This is a genomic window from Virgibacillus ainsalahensis, from assembly GCF_055380755.1.
The window spans coordinates 1982218-2001160 of the sequence record NZ_AP043943.1; the positions used below are offsets into that span (position 1 = coordinate 1982218).

Genomic DNA, 18943 nt, shown 5'->3' on the forward strand with positions numbered 1-18943 from the left:
GCTTTCTGTTTTACCCAGAAAGCTTCCTTGTTTATATTTCATTCGTACTTATTGATATTCTTCTACTAACCACTGGCCTAAAGCTTCTGCCTGTGGCTCTGTAGCCATTCCGGCTGGCATGCTTCCTTGTCCGTTAATGATGATATCCTGGATTTCCTCAGCAGAAAGTTTGCTTCCGACTTCTGTCAGGGCTGGACCTGCACCACCAGATAAATCAGCACCGTGGCAGCTTGCACAATTTGATTCAAAAACGGCAGCCGGGTCTTCGGTAGTTTCACCTTCACCTGATTCTTCAGATCCCTCTGATTGTTCTGTTTGTTCTCCACCTTCTTCTTGCTCCTGAATCGTTTCACGCTGGTTCGCACCAACAAATGAAAAAACGATTACTGTAAGGATCCCTACAGCTGCAATAATAGCATAAGGGATGACTGGGTTCTTCATTGTAATTCCTCCTTATGTATTTCCCCAATATTTTACATCATTAAATAAGACTATATATATTTTACTCGATAACCACAATAGTTTAAAGAGAAATGATGCACAAAATCATAAAATAACACAAAATATTGTAATTAAGATACCGGCACAGCCGCAATCATTAGATATTTCATGTGCTTTTAAAGCTTATCAAATACCAACTGTATAAAAAAATCGTTCCACAGTAAACAGTAATTAGTAAATTAATATAATGTTTAAAGCCTGATGATATATATTATTATGGCCTTTTTCAGGAAAAATAAGTATCCAAGCCGAAGAAATTAAAAACAAAACTAAAATAACAATTTGCAATACAGGCTGAAATTCAGTAAAATATAATACAGTGGATGAAAACGGTAACAAATACACTAAAAATATTATCTTTAAAATTTGCAGCCGATTTTTTGATGTAACACTTTTGGAGTTTGGGTTTCTTTATCTGGTTCATCTCCATTAGTATACAAAACCAAAAGAAAATCACTGTATACTTCCGGAAGAAGATTATATGTTTTCCAATAATTGATATCTTTAACAATCGTTTCAATTCTGTCATTGGCTTCTTACTCCACTCATGATGCCACTTTACATCTGAGCAATTTTTATCACTAATGTATTACAATAAAAAGAAAAGTCATTGTACAAAAAGAATGATGCACAATGACTTTGAAATGCTAATCCATGAAGTCTTTTAATCGCTTACTCCGACTTGGGTGACGTAATTTTCGAAGAGCTTTTGCTTCTATCTGTCTAATTCTTTCTCTGGTTACACCAAACACTTTACCAACTTCTTCCAGGGTTCTGGTTCGGCCATCGTCTAAACCGAAACGCAGACGAAGGACATTTTCTTCCCTGTCTGTAAGTGTATCTAAAACATCTTCAAGTTGTTCTTTAAGAAGTTCATAGGCTGCATGGTCAGATGGAGAAACAGCTTCCTGATCTTCGATAAAATCACCAAGATGTGAGTCATCTTCCTCACCAATTGGTGTTTCCAACGATACAGGCTCTTGTGCTATCTTAAGAATATCACGAACTTTATCTGGTGATAATTCCATCTCCTCACCGATTTCTTCCGGTGTGGGCTCACGTCCCAAATCTTGCAGTAATTGGCGTTGAACTCGAATTAGCTTATTGATTGTTTCCACCATGTGTACAGGTATACGGATTGTTCTTGCCTGATCGGCAATAGCGCGAGTAATTGCCTGACGAATCCACCAGGTAGCATACGTACTGAACTTAAACCCTTTACGGTAGTCAAATTTTTCAACCGCTTTTATTAAGCCCATGTTACCTTCCTGAATAAGATCAAGAAATAGCATTCCCCGTCCTACATATCGTTTGGCGATACTAACAACCAGACGCAGATTTGCTTCAGCAAGGCGCCGTTTTGCTTCTTCATCGTCTTTTTCAATTCTTGTTGCTAATTCAATTTCTTCAGCTGCTGACAATAAATCAACACGACCTATTTCCTTTAGGTACATCCGTACAGGATCATTAATTTTAATACCTAATGGAACACTTAGATCATTCAGATTAAATTCTTCTTCTTTTGCAATTTGTTGCATGTTCGGATCGTCTTCCGTCTCACCAATAATTTCAACACCTTGTTCTCCCAGGTACTCATAAAACTCGTCCATTTGATCTGATTCAATAACAAAATTAGACAAGCGGTCTGCCACTTCTTCGTATGCTAAAGTACCACGTTTCTTACCCATTTCAAGCAATTGTTCTTTTGCTTGTTCGAGTGTTAACTCGGGTTCGTTTTGCTTTGTTTGCGAAGGCTTGTTTTCGGCCATGAGTTCCCCTCCTTCCAACTGCATTTAAATCAGTTTGTCTTCTTAAACTGTTTTTGTATTTCAATGATTTGCATAGCAATTTGTGCCGCTTTAAGCGGATCATTTTGTTGCTCAGCCAACTTCTGTTGTTCTTTTAATGTTTTAATATTACTCTTATCATTAGTTTCAGCACGAATCATTCTAATATAATCATTGATTTCCCTATCACTGATATCATCAAGTGTCGGGTTCATTGCAATCTCTACAACTAACTGCTTTGCTTTCTGGTCGGTTAATCTTTCGATAAATAAACTAACATCAGCAGGGTGACCTTCTTCATAAAATGCATATAAATGTGTTGCAATGATTTTATGCTCATCCATGGTAAAAGCGGCCCCAATTTCCTCCTGCGCTTTTTCAGCAATATAAGAATCCTGTAACATATATGAAATAAGCTTTCTTTCAGCATTATAATAAGCCGGTAATAATTTTTCGCCTTTATAAGCATTTACTGCCCTATTAGTATAACTGTTCTTTTCTCTCTTATCCTTATGAAAGCCTCTTTTTTCGCGATGTAATTGGATTTCTTCCAATAAAGTATCCATTGTTATATTATATTCAGTGCTGAGCTCTTTTAAATAATGTTCCCTTTCAACGGAACTATCAATCATTGCCAGCTGTTTTAAAACAACTTCTATATATTTTATGCGGTCCCCTTCCAGGCTAAGATTATAATCTTTTTTCAGATAGCGCATATAAAAACTCATGAACGTATCACTGGCTTTGATGATTTGATTTTTAAAAGCTTCGGCACCATAATTTTCAATAAAATTATCAGGATCCATATCGCCTGTTAAGTGCGCTACTTTCACTTCAGCGCCAACCTGACGCAATAAATTTGCAGCTTTGTATGTGGCATCAAGTCCGGCATCATCACCGTCATAACACAGAATAACAGTATCGACATAACGTTTTAAAAGTTTTGCCTGGATTTCTGTCAGTGAAGTACCAAGTGTGGCTACGGTATTTTTAACGCCTGCCTGATATGCAGATATAACATCCATATAACCTTCAAATAAAACTGCTTCACTTTCTTTTCTAATATATTTTTTTGCCAGGTCAAAATTGTAAAGCAACTTTCCTTTCTGGAACAATTCACTTTCCGAGCTGTTTAAATATTTGGGCTCCTGTTCTGTGATTGTTCGACCACCAAATCCAATGGTCTTTCCTAAATGATTTCGGATAGGAAATATGACTCTGCCTCTAAATCGGTCACTTACACTATTATCATCTTTTAACGATAGTAAACCTGCTTTAACCAGTAATTGTTGATGAAACCCTTTTTTTTCGAGAAATTCTTTTATGAAATCTTTCAGGTTAGGTGCAAAACCTAATTGAAACACTTCAATCGTTTCATCGTCAAGTCCTCTGTCTTTAAAATAACTGTAACCTTCTTTACCATCTTTGGTATGCCTTAATAAATGATGATAAAGTTTTGTCAGCCATTCATATGCAGACAGAATACTTTGATTTTCCTGTGAGAGCGTGGTCTCTTTCCTGATTCCGGACTCCGGAAGTTCTACACCACTTCGATCTGAAAGAAATTTTAATGCTTCATAAAAAGAGTAATTTTCCATTTCCATCACAAAGGTCAATACGTTTCCACCTTTACCACAACCAAAACAGTGGAATATCTGTTTTTCCTCTGTAACTGAAAATGAAGGTGTCTTCTCCCCATGAAATGGACAAAGACCAAAATAGTTCCTTCCTTGTTTTTTCAATTGGACATATTCGCCAATAACATCAACAATGTCATTCGTTTTACGTACTTCTTCAATAACTTCTTCAGGTACTTGATTGGCCATATGGATCACCATTCTATAATATTATTCGGGATGTACCTAAAAAAACCCTTCATATTTCGACATTTTTTTCTTTATCGTCGAAAAAAATTCCTTCTAACTCAAAAAAAGGATATCTCTTCATCGGTATTTATTCTTTCAATACTTTACCGTTGCCTGGTATTCAAATTAGACAATAAGTGACTATTTACTAAATTCTACATGAAAGGATGAGAATCCTTCCTATTTTTGAATGTTTTATTATTCAGAATACCTATGCAAGTGCAAAACGTTATTTTTCACTACATATATCTTTGCACAAATACATATTATAATACAAATATGATTAAATTGCCATTAAAAAATTTTATTTAAACAAAAAAGAAAGCATTCTACAGTCCACTGAAGAATACTTTTAAATTATAAAATTATTTTTCTTATCTACTTTTGATCGTATGCAAGATGATATTCGCTGTTTCTTCGACTGCTTTGTTGGAGACATCAATCACATCACAGCCAATTCTCTCAACTATTTTATTAAAGTATCCGATCTCCTGCTGAATTCTTTGTATATTTGCATAGGTAGCCTGGTCACCTAATCCTAAAGCTTTCAGCCGTTCTTTTCTAATCTCATTCAATTTACCCGGTTTGATTTTTAAACCGATACATTTTGCGGGATCCACTTCATATAATTCTTCTGGTGGATCAACTTCAGGAACGATTGGTACATTGGCGACTTTCAAGCGTTTATGTGCCAGATATTGTGATAAAGGTGTCTTTGATGTACGTGACACCCCTATTAACACAATATCAGCTCTCGCAATTCCTCTTGAATCCCTGCCGTCATCATATTTGACAGCAAATTCGATTGCTTCTACCCGTTTAAAATAATCTTCATCGAGCTTATGAACCAAGCCGGGTTCGAAGCGTGGGGTCTCATCAAATGCACGTTCCATTGCCTCTAGTGTTGGTCCCATAATATCGATTGCTTCTATATTTTTTTCTTTTGCCTGGAGATTCATATGATTTCTTAAAACAGGATCAACTAATGTGAATCCAATGATTCCATTCTGGTCTTTCGCCAATTGAATGAATTCATTAATTGTTTCTTTATCTTCAACATAAGGAACCCGGTTTATTTTAAAATCGCTATTGTTAAATTGACTTGTTCCTGCCTTAATCACTAATTCGGCAGTTTCACCAACAGAATCCGACAATACAAAGACAATTGGTTTTGCTCCCATCGTTTTAGCTCCCCCTTATACATGATCCTCCATCACCAATTCTACAAAAACTTTTGTAATTGTGGTTTTCGTGATGCGGCCTACTACTTCCAATCCTGCATCGGTATCTTTAACAACAGGTACACCATCAATTTGTTTATTAATTAATTGGTTAGCAACATCGATTAACAAGTCATCTTTTCTGCACACTGTAATATTTGGCATTCTCGTCATAATTATATGAACAGGGACACTACTTAAATCCTGTTGACCAATACTTGCTCTTAATAAATCCTTGCGCGATAGAACACCCGTTATACATGAGTTGGCATCCACAACAAAAATGGTACCAACATCTTCAAGAAACATTGTAGAAATCGCATCATATACGGAAACACTTTCTTTAACTACAATTGGCACATGCTGAAATTCATGCACTTTATATTTTTTAATTTTTTCTGTCAGTAACTCAGAACCTGTTTTACCAGTAAAAAAATATCCGACACGTGGCCTGGCATCAAGAAAACCAGCCATTGTCAAAATTGCTAAATCAGGTCTTAATGTAGCTCTTGTAAGATTTAAATGTTCTGCTATCTTTTCCCCGGTGATCGGGCCATTTTCTTTAACGATTTCAATAATTTGTTCCTGTCTATTTGATAATTCCACCTTTTCACCACCTAACGAGCAGTATGTCATACTGCTCTACAATATTATATCTTATTTGAAGGGAAAAGGAAATCTAAGTTATACTAATGGTTTTTAAAAATTCTGCTGCTTCCATTCAATAGTTCTTAAGTCAGCATAGTCGTTTATCAGTTCAGCAACCAGATTTACTAATCCAAGCCGATTATTGCGAACCTCTTCATTTTCTGCCATTACCATATTATGTTCAAAAAAGTCATGGATATATGCTGCTAATTCACCCAGTATTTCCATAGCTTTGGATGCATCATTTTCATTATCGGCCTTTTTGTAAGCTTTTGCAACCTGGAGATATTTTTCATATAAGTTTTGTTCTGAATCAGTCTCAAAATGTGCTGAATCAATCTTTGGCTTAACCGTTTCCGTTGATAAATTCAATACACGGACCAACGCTTCCTGAATATTTTTAAACTGGTCATCACTTCTTTTTCCGGATAAGACTTTAGCTTTGGCAAATGTATGATAAATAACACCAATTTCATTATGCAGAACTGCCTGCGTAACATCTTGTTCAATCCCTATTTCTTTTAACAAATATGCAGTCCGCTGCTTGAAAAATTCATGAAGCTCCTGGTTTGTTTCTCCATTATCTTGCTGACCTATATCCACTGAAAGATAGATGTCTTTAGCAATACCTAATAAACTCTCGATTGATACATCCCACTTGTTGACTTTCATTATTCTTAATACCCCGGTAGCCTGGCGTCTGAGGCCATATGGATCCTGGGAACCTGTTGGTATTAACCCGGCAGAAATACAACCCACAATCGTATCAAGTTTGTCTGCAATACTTACAATTGATCCTGCCGTTGATTCCGGAAGCTCGTCATTTGCATGTTTCGGCAAATAATGTTCACGTACCGACTGGGCAACAGCTTGATCTTCACCGAAATTCAACGCATATTTTTCCCCGATTAGTCCTTGTAGCTCTGTAAATTCATTTACCATGTTTGTCATTAAATCAAATTTACTTATTTCGGCGGCCCGAACTGCTGCTGATGTAGTTTTATCATCCAGTTGTAATAATTGTGCAAGCTTTGTTGTAAATTCGACAACACGTTTTTCCTTATCACTGATTGTTCCCAGTTTTTCCTGAAACACGACACGCTCTAATCGTTCTTGATAGTAATCAATCGAATGTTTTTGATCTTCTTCATAGAAAAATTGCGCATCAGCCAACCTCGCGCGAAGTACTTTTTCATTCCCTTTTGTCACTATATCAAGTTTGTAACTGTCCCCGTTACGTACACCGATAAAACGAGGTAATAATTTTCCATCATTTGATTTTACAGGAAAATAGCGCTGATGCTCTTTCATTGACGTAATTAGGACTTCCGGGGGCAACTGCAGAAATTTCTGTTCAAATGACCCTGCAAATACTGTCGGATACTCCACTAAGTTTTTTACTTCATTTAATAATTCTTCATCTGCCGGTATCTGAAAATCCTCTCTTTCTTCCAGTTCCCGAATGCCTTCTACTATTAAATGTTCCCGTTCTTTAGCATCTGCAATAACAAAACTATCCTTCAAAACGGATGGATAATCCTCCGCCTTTTCCAATGTAATTTCTTCCCCTAAAAACCGATGGCCAAATGTTCGATTACCAGTTTCAACATGAGCAACTGCAAACGGAACGACTTTTCCCCCATAAAGTGCGACCAGCCAGCGAATCGGTCTGCCATATCTTAAGGTTTCTTCAGCCCAGCGCATGTTTTTCCCAAATTGGATAGACTCAACAATCTCTTTAAACCCTGGCAATAAATCAATCGTTTGCTTACCTTCAATATGTTTTTTAACAAAAATATAGGATGTTCCTTTTATTTCCTTTGTATATATGTCTTCTACCGATTTACCCTGTCCTTTCGTAAAGCCCAAGGCTGCCTTTGACCAATTTCCATCGGTATCTTTAGCTATTTTTTCTGCGGGTCCTTTCGCTTCTTCTTCAATCGTTGTCTGTTCTTCTGCAATGTTTTCAATTTGTACAGCAAGCCTTCTTGGTGTTGAAAAAGAAGTAATGCCATCATAGGTGATACGTAACTCATCCAACCAGCTTTTTGTTTTTTCTGCCAGTTGTTTTTCTGCATCATCTATAAATCGTGCAGGCAATTCTTCCAAACCAATTTCAAATAAAACATCTGTAGTCATTTACCTTTCCTCCTCTTTCAGCATCGGGAATCCCAGTCGTTCTCTTTCAGCAACATAGGCTTTGGCAATATTTCTTGCCAGGTTTCTGATTCTTGAAATATAGCCAGTGCGCTCTGTTACTGAAATAACACCTTTTGCATCAAGCAAATTAAAGGTATGGGAACATTTCAGTACATAATCATAGGATGGGAAAACCAGTCCTTTTTCCATCGTAGCCCTGGCTTCTTTCTCGTACATCGTAAACAGTTCAAAAAGCATCTGGGTATTGGATGCTTCAAACGTATATATCGAATGTTCATACTCCGGTTGGAAAAATATATCCTTAACCGTAACATTTTTTGTCCATTCCAAGTCAAATACATTTTCTTTATCTTGAATATAGGAAGCAAGGCGCTCAATTCCATAAGTCAGCTCCACCGATACTGGGTTTGCTTCAAGTCCACCTATTTGCTGGAAATAAGTAAATTGGGTGATTTCCATTCCATCCAGCCAGACTTCCCAACCTAAACCGGCAGCCCCAAGTGTCGGATTCTCCCAGTTGTCTTCCACAAAACGGATATCGTGTTGAAGTGGGTCGATTCCAAGCTTTTTTAGTGATTCCAAATACAGTTCCTGAATATTATCCGGTGAAGGTTTCATAATAACCTGAAATTGATGATGTTGATACAAGCGGTTTGGGTTATCGCCATAACGGCCATCCGCCGGTCTTCTTGATGGTTCCACATAAGCAACGTTCCATGGCTCAGGTCCCAGACTTCTCAATAATGTCATTGGAGACATGGTCCCAGCACCTTTTTCCACATCATAGGCTTGCATAATAATACAATTTTGTTCAGACCAGTGTTTTTGAAGTGTTAATATCATTTCCTGGATATTCATTGTTTTTATACCCTCCAATAAGTTTTTACAATTAAATTCATAATTCATAACCGAAAGCAATTGGCAAAAAATTCTCGGGTTCACACTCATTTTTCTACGCGAAATGAAAAACCCGCCCCTATGTCTATACTTATATAGACATAGGGGCGGGTTTTAACCGCGGTTCCACCCTATTTGCTCTTATTTGTCATAAGAGCCACTTTTTATCCGAATTGCTCTGGAGTGCCGTTCCTTACCGTTCTATTATCCGGCTATCACTATTCCGGACTCGCTTTGAATAGAACCAGCTGCAAGTACTATTCTCCATCTCAGCAATAGTATTATATCAATATGTATAAATAATACTTTATTCCATGCTATATTGTCAATGATCGCATCATTTCAGCAGATCGATCTGATTTAGGAACTTTTTCGACTTTAAATAATATCCTCCGTATTGTTCATAATATGCATCCAGAATTTGCCGCAATAGTTTTCTATTCTCTGGTCTTACGGAAATGGACCCAACGCGCTCAAGTTCCAGACTGGCAAAAACATGTAACAGTTTTGCAACAGAATCTGGTATGGAAATCGCTTCATGATCCAGATGCCTGCAACGGTTACAGAGTAATCCTCCCTCCCGGATCGAAAAGGCAAATGGTGTCTCCTGATTTCCACAATTGGTACATTTATCAACTGTTGGAGCAAATCCACCTTTATTAAACAGTTTTAATTCATACATCATGAGGGGCACTTCTATATCCTCATTTTCTTCAATCCAACGCATTGTTTGGTATAACTGATCAAACAAATACAAATCGGGACTTTGAGAATCGACCAGTTTATCCGTCAATTCTGTAATATAGGCAGTATACGCTGTTTTCATTATATCCTCGCGAATCTTTCTGAAAGAATAGATCATTTCCCCCTGCTGTATCGTACTCAGACCACCTGAATTCAGGTAAATAAAAAATTCACCATATATGAATGGCTGCGTGACAGCAGCCATTCTACTTTTAGGTTTCTTTGCTCCTCTTGCTATACAAGCGATTTTTCCAAGCTTTTTACTAACAATTGTAACTATCTTATGTGTTTCGCTATAGTCCGTTGTTTTTATAATAATCCCATCAATTTTTTCCAGCACATACTTCACCTTTCTGTCTTATCAGATTGAAGTCAGACTGAACAAACATGCTCGTACTACTAATTCTTATCCTGTGGAGTGAGTTCTTCATTCGTTGAACCTTCAAATTCATTGACCTGTGGTTCATTTTCCAGCTCTTTCATTAATAAATAGGTTTCAATGTTTCCCGTTTGACTAAAGATTTTCCAGGTTATGTCAATCACAAGAAACCCCACCTTTCGTTAAATGTGTTTGAAAATGTAACGCATTCTTAGATTTCCCACACCTATTCAAACAATTAGTATAAAAATTTACCATGATTAATATTCATCGCTGCGAAAACCATATTCATTTAACTGACTTTGCTTGTTTCTCCAATCCTTTTTAACCTTAACCCAAAGCTCCAAATATACCTTTGAACCTAGTAATGCTTCAATATCCTTTCGTGCATTTTTACCGATATTTTTCAGCATACTTCCTTGCTTTCCAATAAGAATACCCTTTTGAGTCTTTCTTTCGGTTACAATGGTCGCCTGGATAAATAACTTTTCAGACTCCCTTTCTTCGATATTCTCAAGAACTACAGCAATAGAATGCGGCACTTCCTCTTTAGTTAGATGTAAAACTTTCTCCCGAATCAATTCCGTAATTACAAACCGCTCTGGATGATCAGTCACCTGATCTTCTGGATAATATTGTGGACCTTCTGGCAAATGCGTTTTCAGCACATCAAGCAAATGCGTCACATTATTTCCTTGTAAGGCTGATATAGGTATAATTTCTTCAAACTCGTATTTTTCCTTATATTGTTCGATTAATGAAAATAAATCATCTGGATGGATTAAATCGATTTTATTTATGATAAGAAATACTGGTCGTTTCACCTGCTTAAGGCGATCTAAAATATACTGATCACCTTTTCCGTATCCTTCTTTTGCATTAATCATAAACAAGACAGCATCAACTTCATTTAATGTGTCTTCTGCAATCTTCACCATAAAATCACCCAGACGATGCTTTGGCTTATGAATTCCTGGGGTATCAATAAAAACCATTTGCGCATCTTTTTCGGTTAATACACCTTGAATTTTATTTCTCGTAGTTTGTGGTTTATCACTCATAATCGCTATCTTTTGTCCAATTACTCTATTCATAAATGTTGACTTTCCGACATTTGGTCTGCCGATTATGGCAATAAACCCGGATTTATAATGATTTTCCATGTTGTTTCCTCCACGACGTATTTCTTTATGTTTTATCATACTACAAATACCTTCCAATTTCATGCTATCGACAAAACCTTTAAAAAGTATTTCTTCTTTTATAAATTAGGACATAATCTGTGAAAATGTTGCAAACTTTTTCCGGGTATTATAAAAAGCCCTTCATTCTGCAGGGCTTTTAAAAAAAACTATATAACCTGGGGAGAAAGATAATCAATCCAATAATCATTGCAATAATTACTGCAGTTAACACAGCACCTGCTGCAATATCTTTTATGGACTTCGCTGATGCATGCATTTCCGGTTTCAGATAATCAATCATCCGCTCAATTACACTGTTTGTTATTTCAGCTATGAGTACCATACCTATAACAAGGATAATAACTGCCCATTCTACCTTCGTTAATTCGAAGATAAAACCGGCAATTACGACCATTAAAGCCGCAGAAAAATGGATACGAAAGTTCCGTTCTTCCCTGAAAATTTCCAGTATCCCGTTCCAGGCAAATAAAAAACCAATTGATTTCTTTTTATCGCTCAATTCCAAATTCACCTAATATATCGTCCTGTCTTTGGAACATTTCCTTTTCTTCTTCTTCTTCCATGTGATCATATCCCAATAGATGAAGAAAACCATGTACGGTTAAAAAACCCAATTCTCTCTCGAAGGAATGATTATATTCATCTGCTTGTTCTTTTGCCCTATCAACAGAGATTACGATATCTCCCAACACTAGAGGGATATCTTCACCGACAATATCCAATTCACCTTCGACCGTTTCCTGAAGTGCGAAGGAAATAACATCTGTCGGTCTGTCCTGCTGGCGATAGTTTCGGTTCAACTCCTGAATCTCCTTATTATCGACAAAATTAATGGAAAGCTCGGCTTCTTTAGAAACACCTTCCTTTTCAGCAGTAAATATGAGTAACTTTTGAAGCAAATCGATGTAGTCTGTCGGGACAGATTTTGTTTCGTCATGGAAATCGATATGCATTTGTTTTACCTCCTTTATTGGGTACTGAATTCTAGAATGGGAGATGCCCTTAAATGATTCACAAATTGTAAGGTGAATTATTTTCAGATCTTTTAATGTTAACGGTGTTTCATTAATCTGCCCATCCGTCAGCCGGACATTCACAATCGAAGTTACAATTTCTTCATTTTGCAGGCTTCTTTAATGAACGTACAGCTGCTTCTACAGAATTACATATATACATGTGACTGCCACCTCTCTGGTTTGCGTTTTTAACCCAGCTAGCGATAAATGCTTCATTCACCTGTTTATTACTTTCCTTTCCCTGTAATAGAATTATTTAAGCAAGATCGTTTCATGATGTTTAGCAATAACAAAAACTCCTTTTGGAAACCAGGCCTTCTTTACTGTTAAAAAGGCTGATATAATCCTAAATACTGAATGAAAAAATAAATCAGCAATGGTATATTTTTTAAACGAAAGAAATACAAATAACAGTGTAGTTAGTGTAATCGCCAAACGTTCATGATGCAGATGCTTCATCAACAAAACGCCTATACCAGCTGGCTGCCGTCATGTGTATATAAGCTCTCGATGTTCAATATTGAAATGACAATTTTACTATGAACTGGATAGCGATTACTTTCCCTTTGTCCAATTTACTTCGGTTATGTAGTCTCACCATCCCAAAAAACCATCAAACTGCTTCTCCGAATGATTAATAAACTCAGACCGACAAGCAGGAGTACATTACGTTCATTATTCATTCGTCCGGAAAGGGTAGACTCATATTCGTTATTGTTTGTCCTTTCCGGACGATGATTTTCCTGCTCTTATAACAACTGGACACCCTCTTGTTTTTCATTTTAAACAATGATTTTACATGGAACTGCAATTTTCTTCATTCATGTCACCCCATGGCATGAATACTGAATATAGAAATATGACCCGAGTGTCCGGGTCATTCATTCTTTATGCAAAATCTAGTTGTTTTTAGCATATGCTTCAATAATTCGTTGTACTAGCGGATGTCTTACCACATCTGACTGATCAAGATGAATGAAAGAAATTCCTTTTACAGGACTTAGAATCTGACTGGCTACATGCAATCCGGATGTCATTCCTTTAGGTAAATCAATTTGTGTAACATCTCCGGTAATGACCATTTTCGATCCGAAACCTAATCGTGTCAGAAACATCTTCATTTGTTCTGGCGTAGTATTTTGTGCTTCATCCAGGATAACAAATGCATCATCAAGCGTCCTTCCCCGCATATAGGCTAATGGAGCAATTTCAATGGTGTCTCTCTCCATTAATCGTAATGTATGTTCCGCACCGAGTACATCATGCAACGCATCATATAATGGCCTTAAATATGGATCTACTTTCTCCTTTAGGTCGCCTGGCAGAAATCCAAGACTTTCGCCTGCTTCAACAGCCGGCCGTGTTAGTACAATCCGTTTCACGAGACCATTTTTTAAGGCGTGAACAGCCATCACAACAGCTAAGTATGTTTTACCGGTGCCGGCAGGACCAATCCCGAATACAAGGTCATTTGATTTGATCGCAGCGATATATTCTTTTTGGCCTAATGTTTTTACCCGGATTGATTTCCCTTTGACATTCTTCGTTATTTCATCTTCAAAAAGTGTTTCAAATTGATTGATTTTCCCTGCTTTTGCCAGGTCTACAGCATAAACAATATCACGTTCTGAAACGGTCAGTCCTCGTCTGATAACTGACAACAAGGTTAACAGGATATCCTGGACAAGAGCAATATCTTCATCTGTACCCGCTACACTCACTTGTTCCCCCCTGGTAACGATGGAAACATTCAATTGTGCTTCAATTTGTTTTAGGTATTTATCATTTGTACCAAATAGAGCCAATGCTTCATTTGGACTTGTTAATTGTAAATCAATTTCAGTAAGGTTTTCCGGCATAGTAAATCTCCTTGATAAAAGGTAGTCAAATCACAGCTTATTTATTTCTTCGTTGAACCTTTTGTTAATGGTTGAGCTGTGGCAATATTTTCCTCTACACTAATATATAAGTTTAATTTAACTTTACCATTCTCTAATGTTTCTTGCAAAACTTTTTCTGAGATAATTTGTGACTCTGGCCCCAACTGTAATTTCAATTCACTTTTTGCCTGTTCAATGCCTATTTTTACCGCTTCTTCTTTTGTTCTTTCAATATTGTTGAAACTTTTTTCACTTAAAATAGTTTCAACAATATTTACTGGTAAAGGCCATTTAAAAAAATATAATGATTCATCATTCATTTCTCGATGTATTTCCTCATACTCTGGTGATCCAAACCCCCAAATTGGTAATTTTAATTTTCCAATCTGTACATAATATTTTTTTTCGCGATTTCCAGTAAGAAATTCATAATTCCCTTCCAAAGGTACCGTTACTGAAACCTCATACCATGTAGTTGCTGTAATTTCCCCATCAGCAGCAACAAGCCCCAATTCATTTTCATTATCTTCAGCGTCGTCATCTTCATTGTCTTCCTCATTTAATATTCCCGAAACAAGTATATCACCCTCTTCCACATAGTCATTAACACGGACCTTTGGAAGGCCATTTGACACATACATATTTTTAATTACCCCTTTTTTCGTGGCTATCAAATTACGCGGTTCTTTTTCTACTTCTTCCTTAACAACTATTTTTTCTACACCTTCAAGGTAAAAGGTTGTCCCCTTTTGTTGAACTCCCACCCATAACAGTTCTGGTACATCCTTAATCAATTGCTGCTGAATTTGATTTTCAGACTCTAATGTGAATATCCAGGCACCTGAATGAATTCCATAGTTGTCCAGCTGTTTACTTATTTTTTCTTCAATGTCTTTAGGAACTCCGCTTATTTTTACTTCCCAGATTATATTCGATAGAAAAAGGATAAGCATTATACTTAAAATCATCCCTAATATAAGTCCCTTTTTTTTCATAAATCGCTTCATAAAAAACGGAATGCCTCTTTTATGGATGAATTTCAACTTATACCCGGTTCTTCGTTTCACACTTTTTATTTTATTCATATCATTTAATCGAATATTTCCTTTACATACATCTGATGAGACTCTTTTCACATCCCACACTGCAACATCCATTTGATTACACGCTTGGAAAAACAACTCCGGATTTTCTCCCTTGACCAGTACCGTTACGTATCCAGTTATAATTGAGCCTTGTTTATGCTTCATTTCTTCCTCCTTACCAGTTCAGAGCTATTATTCAGGTATAAACTTAACTTCTGCAATCTTTCCTTCCAATAAGATTTCTTCCGGTACCATCAATTTAATAACAAAAGAAGACCCTGTAATTTGAATAAAACCATTATTCGTTTTTAGTCGCAGTTCAGTATCTGAATAGGTTGCCAATCCTTGATGGTTTTCAATGTATACATGTAATTGCCCAATAATTGTAATACGGGGCAATTCAAGAATTACGTCAGAAGGAAGGGAAAGGTATTTAATCAGCCATGGACGAATAAACTGTTGAATTTTTTTCACGTATAGAGCCCCCCTCTCTCATTCATATTTATGAATGAACAGAAAAGATAAGAACAATAATGATAAACTTCCATATGAAAGAAATATAGCATACAAAAAAGCCATCAACCCTGGAAGCTTATTCGCTCACAAGATTGATGGCAGCTATCTGATTCATGAATTCCTTTTTTTTGCCAGAACAGATTGGTATGGCTTTTTTGCCCTTGGTGGACCCAAAACTTCAGACATAATAATACCATTTACTAACCCTTTTCTATCCAGGTTATCTTTTATCTGACTTTTAACCTCTTCTTGATTTTTACTTAAATCTTTACTTCTTTCTAGTGAAGTATTTTCCCTTATGGCATCATGCGGAAGTTTTTCCATCTCTTGTTTGGAATCTGTCCGCAATTTTCTTGCCAAACGGTCCATCTGTTCATTTTGCTGTTCCTCAACGGAGGTTGTTGAAATAGAACGTTGAGATGGTTGTTCCGCTGTCCTGCTTTCTTGCTGTGACTCGTTACCACCTGAAGGATAAGGTGTAGGTCTGGGAACATTATTCCTGTTTCCAGGCGGTTGCGCTTTTCTATTCTGCTCTTGTTGTTGGGCAGCATTGTTCCTGAAAAACCCCAGTATCCCAGCAATGATAATAATGACGAGAAAGAAGTTGTTGGCAATAAACTCAAAAAGACCTTGCATCAAATACCTCCTTTAACAAGCTATATCGCCTTATTTATCATTGTCTTCATTATTTTCTTCTGATAATTTACCAATTGAATCACGCATATCGGTATCAGCATCAATATTTTTATAACTCATATAATCCATAACACCTAAATTTCCAGAACGTAATGCTTCTGCGAGTGCAAGTGGTACATCTGCTTCTGCTTCCACAACTTTTGCACGCATTTCCTGTGTACGGGCAACCATTTCCTGTTCTTGGGCAACAGCCATTGCACGACGCTCTTCTGCTTTAGCCTGAGCAATGTTTTTATCAGCCTCTGCCTGATCAGTTTGTAGAATCGCACCGATGTTTTTACCAATGTCAACATCTGCAATATCAATGGACAGAATTTCAAATGCTGTTCCTGAATCCAGCCCTTTGCTCAGGACAGTTTGAGAAATCGTATCCGGATTTTCCAAAACTCTTGCGTGTGTATCCGAACTACCGATTGTACTTACAACACCTTCACCAACACGAGCGATGATTGTTTCTTCACCAGCCCCACCGACTAGACGGTCAATATTTGCACGAACTGTAATTCTTGCTTTTGCCTTTACTTCAATCCCATCCATCGCGATACCTGCAATAAACGGTGTTTCAATAACTTCAGGATTTACACTCATCTGTACCGCTTCAAGCACGTCACGTCCTGCCAAATCAATTGCAGCACCTCGTTCAAATGGCAATTCAATATTTGCTCTGTGTGCAGCAATTAACGCATTAACAACTCTATCTACATTACCACCGGCAAGGTAGTGGCTCTCCAGCTGATTGATTTTGACAGTTAAGCCGGCCTTGTGTGCTTTAATCAATGGATTGATTACACGATTTGGCACAACACGACGTAAACGCATCCCAATTAAGGTGAAAATACTGACTTTGACACCTGCTGCCAGTGCACTAATCCAAAGTGCGACCGGTATAAAAGTAAATAAGATTGCTACAGCAATCAAGATGACCGCAATAATAATCAGCGGCATAAGTTCTGATAGTTCCATACGAAATTCCTCCTGTTTTTTTAATTATTATATATTAGATTTCTCTAACAACAATACGAGATCCTTCAACTTTCACAATTTTTAATTGCTTATCATTCTCGATGAAATTGCCTTCTGATACAACATCCAACCGTTCACCTTCAAAAACACCTGAACCTGCTGGTCGTAGAGGAGTTACTGAAACACCCTCCATTCCAATTAATTCGAGACGGTTAACAGAAGATACATAACCTGATTCCGTTGCTGTACTGTCTCTTAGAATAACATGCCGGAAAACCCCTTTGTCCAGACCTATCCTTCTGAAGAGAATCACTGCAACAATGATTGCTATTAATAAAGCGATCCCTATACTCATTGACATCTGCCCCAAATCATAGCCAGACATAAACAATGCTCCAATGATCGCCCCTACACCAAGTAGGCCGAGAATCCCACCAGGCACAAAAAATTCAGCTATAACCAGTGCAACACCCAGTATGATCAATACAACTGCTTCCATGCCGGCCAGTCCAGCAACAATATGACCATAGAAGAATAATATCAGGGAAATCAGTCCCATTATACCAGCAATGCCAAATCCTGGAGAGAATATCTCTACGACCAGACCAATACTCGCCAAAGAAAGAAGGATTGGAATCACAACAGGATTCGTCAAAAATCTTGCAACTTCTTCAGCCAAAGTAGTTTCCGTTTCAATAACGCTTGCGTTGGTCAGCTCCAGCTCATTTAAAAGTTCTTCACGATTGTCCATGACTCCCTCGGCATACTCCACTTCAACCGCTTCTGAAGGACCTAATGTCAAATATTCTCCCTCAGGTGCACCATATTCGGGAAGGTCTATATCGGGGTCTGCCATTGCTGCTGCATAAAGCGGATCTCTTCCTTGGGATTCGGCGGCACTTCTCATAGCTGCAAGCCATGCAGAGCGTGCTTTATCATCAGCCGCATTTCCATCCTGGGTTATTATTCCGCTTGCCCCCATTGTAGCTTGTGGACTCATATAAATATTATCTGTATTTAAAGCAATATACGAACCAGCTGACAATGCCTGATTAACAACAAAAGAGGTAGTGGGGATTTCCAGTTCCTGAATCATTGTTGCAATCTGTCCTGCAGAATCCACTCTCCCGCCAGGGGTATCGATTTCAAAAATGATGCGGCCGGCCCCTTCAGCAATCGCTTCTTCGGTTGTACGTGATAAGAAGGCTTCCAACCCTCGTTCCACCTCTTCTTCAATTGGAATAACATACACTAATTCTCCTGCCCCATCATTTGCTTTAGCAGGGTCATCACTGATTGGCAGTGTGAAAAGAAGGACTGCCAATAATAAAAATATGTATATTGTCCATCTTTTCCCCGGCAAAATTAGTCACCTCCCTCA

Annotated in this window: 19 protein-coding genes and 1 other annotated feature; all 19 genes read right to left on the reverse strand. The window is 37.5% G+C overall.

All coding sequences use genetic code 11. From position 1 onward, the window contains the following. Positions 1-48: 48 nt before the first annotated feature. The 19 genes from cccA to ACZ427_RS09750 all read right to left on the reverse strand — a co-directional run bounded on the left by cccA (position 49) and on the right by ACZ427_RS09750 (position 18925). Entirely contained in the window at positions 49-441 is a 393-nt protein-coding gene (gene cccA, locus ACZ427_RS09660; RefSeq protein WP_461177601.1) for a cytochrome c550, read from the reverse strand. Between the two features lie 707 nt (positions 442-1148). Beyond that, complete coding sequence (gene rpoD / locus ACZ427_RS09665) at positions 1149-2270, reverse strand: RNA polymerase sigma factor RpoD (protein WP_461177600.1); 1122 nt, start codon at positions 2268-2270, stop codon at positions 1149-1151. A gap of 29 nt (positions 2271-2299) precedes the next feature. Further along, on the reverse strand, positions 2300-4114 hold the full coding sequence (dnaG, locus tag ACZ427_RS09670; RefSeq protein WP_461177864.1) for a DNA primase: 1815 nt from the start codon (positions 4112-4114) through the stop codon (positions 2300-2302). A 413-nt stretch (positions 4115-4527) separates the two neighbouring features. Continuing rightward, positions 4528-5334 carry a pyruvate, water dikinase regulatory protein gene (locus ACZ427_RS09675; protein WP_461177599.1) on the reverse strand — a complete coding sequence of 269 codons (807 nt, stop codon included), beginning with the start codon at positions 5332-5334 and terminating at the stop codon, positions 4528-4530. Positions 5335-5349: 15 nt separating this feature from the next. Beyond that, complete coding sequence (locus ACZ427_RS09680) at positions 5350-5979, reverse strand: helix-turn-helix transcriptional regulator (RefSeq protein ID WP_461177598.1); 630 nt, start codon at positions 5977-5979, stop codon at positions 5350-5352. A gap of 93 nt (positions 5980-6072) precedes the next feature. Continuing rightward, positions 6073-8160 carry a glycine--tRNA ligase subunit beta gene (gene glyS / locus ACZ427_RS09685; RefSeq protein ID WP_461177597.1) on the reverse strand — a complete coding sequence of 696 codons (2088 nt, stop codon included), beginning with the start codon at positions 8158-8160 and terminating at the stop codon, positions 6073-6075. Next, positions 8161-9039, reverse strand: coding sequence for a glycine--tRNA ligase subunit alpha (gene glyQ, locus ACZ427_RS09690; protein WP_461177596.1), 879 nt, complete (start codon positions 9037-9039; stop codon positions 8161-8163). It lies immediately after the preceding gene. Between the two features lie 139 nt (positions 9040-9178). Continuing rightward, positions 9179-9358: a binding site (T-box leader), on the reverse strand. Between the two features lie 57 nt (positions 9359-9415). Then, a complete protein-coding gene (recO, locus tag ACZ427_RS09695; RefSeq protein ID WP_461177595.1) occupies positions 9416-10162 on the reverse strand; it encodes a DNA repair protein RecO in 747 nt (248 codons plus the stop codon). Between the two features lie 59 nt (positions 10163-10221). Further along, the gene (locus ACZ427_RS09700) at positions 10222-10365 is read right to left on the reverse strand and encodes a YqzL family protein (protein ID WP_461177594.1); all 144 of its coding nucleotides are present in this window, start codon (positions 10363-10365) and stop codon (positions 10222-10224) included. Positions 10366-10461: 96 nt separating this feature from the next. Then, positions 10462-11364, reverse strand: a complete 903-nt coding sequence (era, locus tag ACZ427_RS09705; RefSeq protein WP_461177593.1) for a GTPase Era — start codon at positions 11362-11364, stop codon at positions 10462-10464. A 178-nt stretch (positions 11365-11542) separates the two neighbouring features. Next, a complete protein-coding gene (locus tag ACZ427_RS09710; RefSeq protein ID WP_461177592.1) occupies positions 11543-11905 on the reverse strand; it encodes a diacylglycerol kinase family protein in 363 nt (120 codons plus the stop codon). Beyond that, entirely contained in the window at positions 11895-12359 is a 465-nt protein-coding gene (gene ybeY, locus ACZ427_RS09715) for an rRNA maturation RNase YbeY (RefSeq protein WP_461177591.1), read from the reverse strand. The genes ACZ427_RS09710 and ybeY overlap by 11 nt, the downstream gene beginning before the upstream one ends. A gap of 315 nt (positions 12360-12674) precedes the next feature. Continuing rightward, positions 12675-12881 carry a hypothetical protein gene (locus tag ACZ427_RS09720; protein WP_461177590.1) on the reverse strand — a complete coding sequence of 69 codons (207 nt, stop codon included), beginning with the start codon at positions 12879-12881 and terminating at the stop codon, positions 12675-12677. A 440-nt stretch (positions 12882-13321) separates the two neighbouring features. Then, on the reverse strand, positions 13322-14281 hold the full coding sequence (locus tag ACZ427_RS09725; protein WP_461177589.1) for a PhoH family protein: 960 nt from the start codon (positions 14279-14281) through the stop codon (positions 13322-13324). A gap of 41 nt (positions 14282-14322) precedes the next feature. After that, positions 14323-15552 (reverse strand): sporulation protein YqfD, encoded by a 1230-nt coding sequence (yqfD, locus tag ACZ427_RS09730; protein ID WP_461177588.1) that lies wholly within the window; start codon positions 15550-15552, stop codon positions 14323-14325. Between the two features lie 27 nt (positions 15553-15579). Continuing rightward, positions 15580-15861, reverse strand: a complete 282-nt coding sequence (gene yqfC, locus ACZ427_RS09735) for a sporulation protein YqfC (RefSeq protein WP_461177587.1) — start codon at positions 15859-15861, stop codon at positions 15580-15582. Positions 15862-16014: 153 nt separating this feature from the next. Further along, complete coding sequence (locus tag ACZ427_RS09740) at positions 16015-16539, reverse strand: hypothetical protein (protein WP_461177586.1); 525 nt, start codon at positions 16537-16539, stop codon at positions 16015-16017. A 30-nt stretch (positions 16540-16569) separates the two neighbouring features. Continuing rightward, positions 16570-17562 (reverse strand): flotillin-like protein FloA, encoded by a 993-nt coding sequence (gene floA / locus ACZ427_RS09745; RefSeq protein ID WP_461177585.1) that lies wholly within the window; start codon positions 17560-17562, stop codon positions 16570-16572. 34 nt (positions 17563-17596) lie between these two features. Continuing rightward, on the reverse strand, positions 17597-18925 hold the full coding sequence (locus ACZ427_RS09750) for an NfeD family protein (RefSeq protein WP_461177584.1): 1329 nt from the start codon (positions 18923-18925) through the stop codon (positions 17597-17599). Positions 18926-18943 lie beyond the last annotated feature (18 nt).

Bases quoted from the DNA above. Each gene is read 5' to 3' on its own strand.
- cccA (WP_461177601.1), bottom strand. From the start codon at position 441: ATGAAGAACCCAGTCATCCCTTATGCTATTATTGCAGCTGTAGGGATC.
- rpoD (WP_461177600.1), bottom strand. From the start codon at position 2,270: ATGGCCGAAAACAAGCCTTCGCAAACAAAGCAAAACGAACCCGAGTTA.
- dnaG (WP_461177864.1), bottom strand. From the start codon at position 4,114: ATGGCCAATCAAGTACCTGAAGAAGTTATTGAAGAAGTACGTAAAACG.
- ACZ427_RS09675 (WP_461177599.1), bottom strand. From the start codon at position 5,334: ATGGGAGCAAAACCAATTGTCTTTGTATTGTCGGATTCTGTTGGTGAA.
- glyS (WP_461177597.1), bottom strand. From the start codon at position 8,160: ATGACTACAGATGTTTTATTTGAAATTGGTTTGGAAGAATTGCCTGCA.
- glyQ (WP_461177596.1), bottom strand. From the start codon at position 9,039: ATGAATATCCAGGAAATGATATTAACACTTCAAAAACACTGGTCTGAA.
- era (WP_461177593.1), bottom strand. From the start codon at position 11,364: ATGGAAAATCATTATAAATCCGGGTTTATTGCCATAATCGGCAGACCA.
- ybeY (WP_461177591.1), bottom strand. From the start codon at position 12,359: ATGCATATCGATTTCCATGACGAAACAAAATCTGTCCCGACAGACTAC.
- ACZ427_RS09720 (WP_461177590.1), bottom strand. From the start codon at position 12,881: ATGAAGCATCTGCATCATGAACGTTTGGCGATTACACTAACTACACTG.
- ACZ427_RS09725 (WP_461177589.1), bottom strand. From the start codon at position 14,281: ATGCCGGAAAACCTTACTGAAATTGATTTACAATTAACAAGTCCAAAT.
- yqfD (WP_461177588.1), bottom strand. From the start codon at position 15,552: ATGAAGCATAAACAAGGCTCAATTATAACTGGATACGTAACGGTACTG.
- ACZ427_RS09740 (WP_461177586.1), bottom strand. From the start codon at position 16,539: ATGCAAGGTCTTTTTGAGTTTATTGCCAACAACTTCTTTCTCGTCATT.
- floA (WP_461177585.1), bottom strand. From the start codon at position 17,562: ATGGAACTATCAGAACTTATGCCGCTGATTATTATTGCGGTCATCTTG.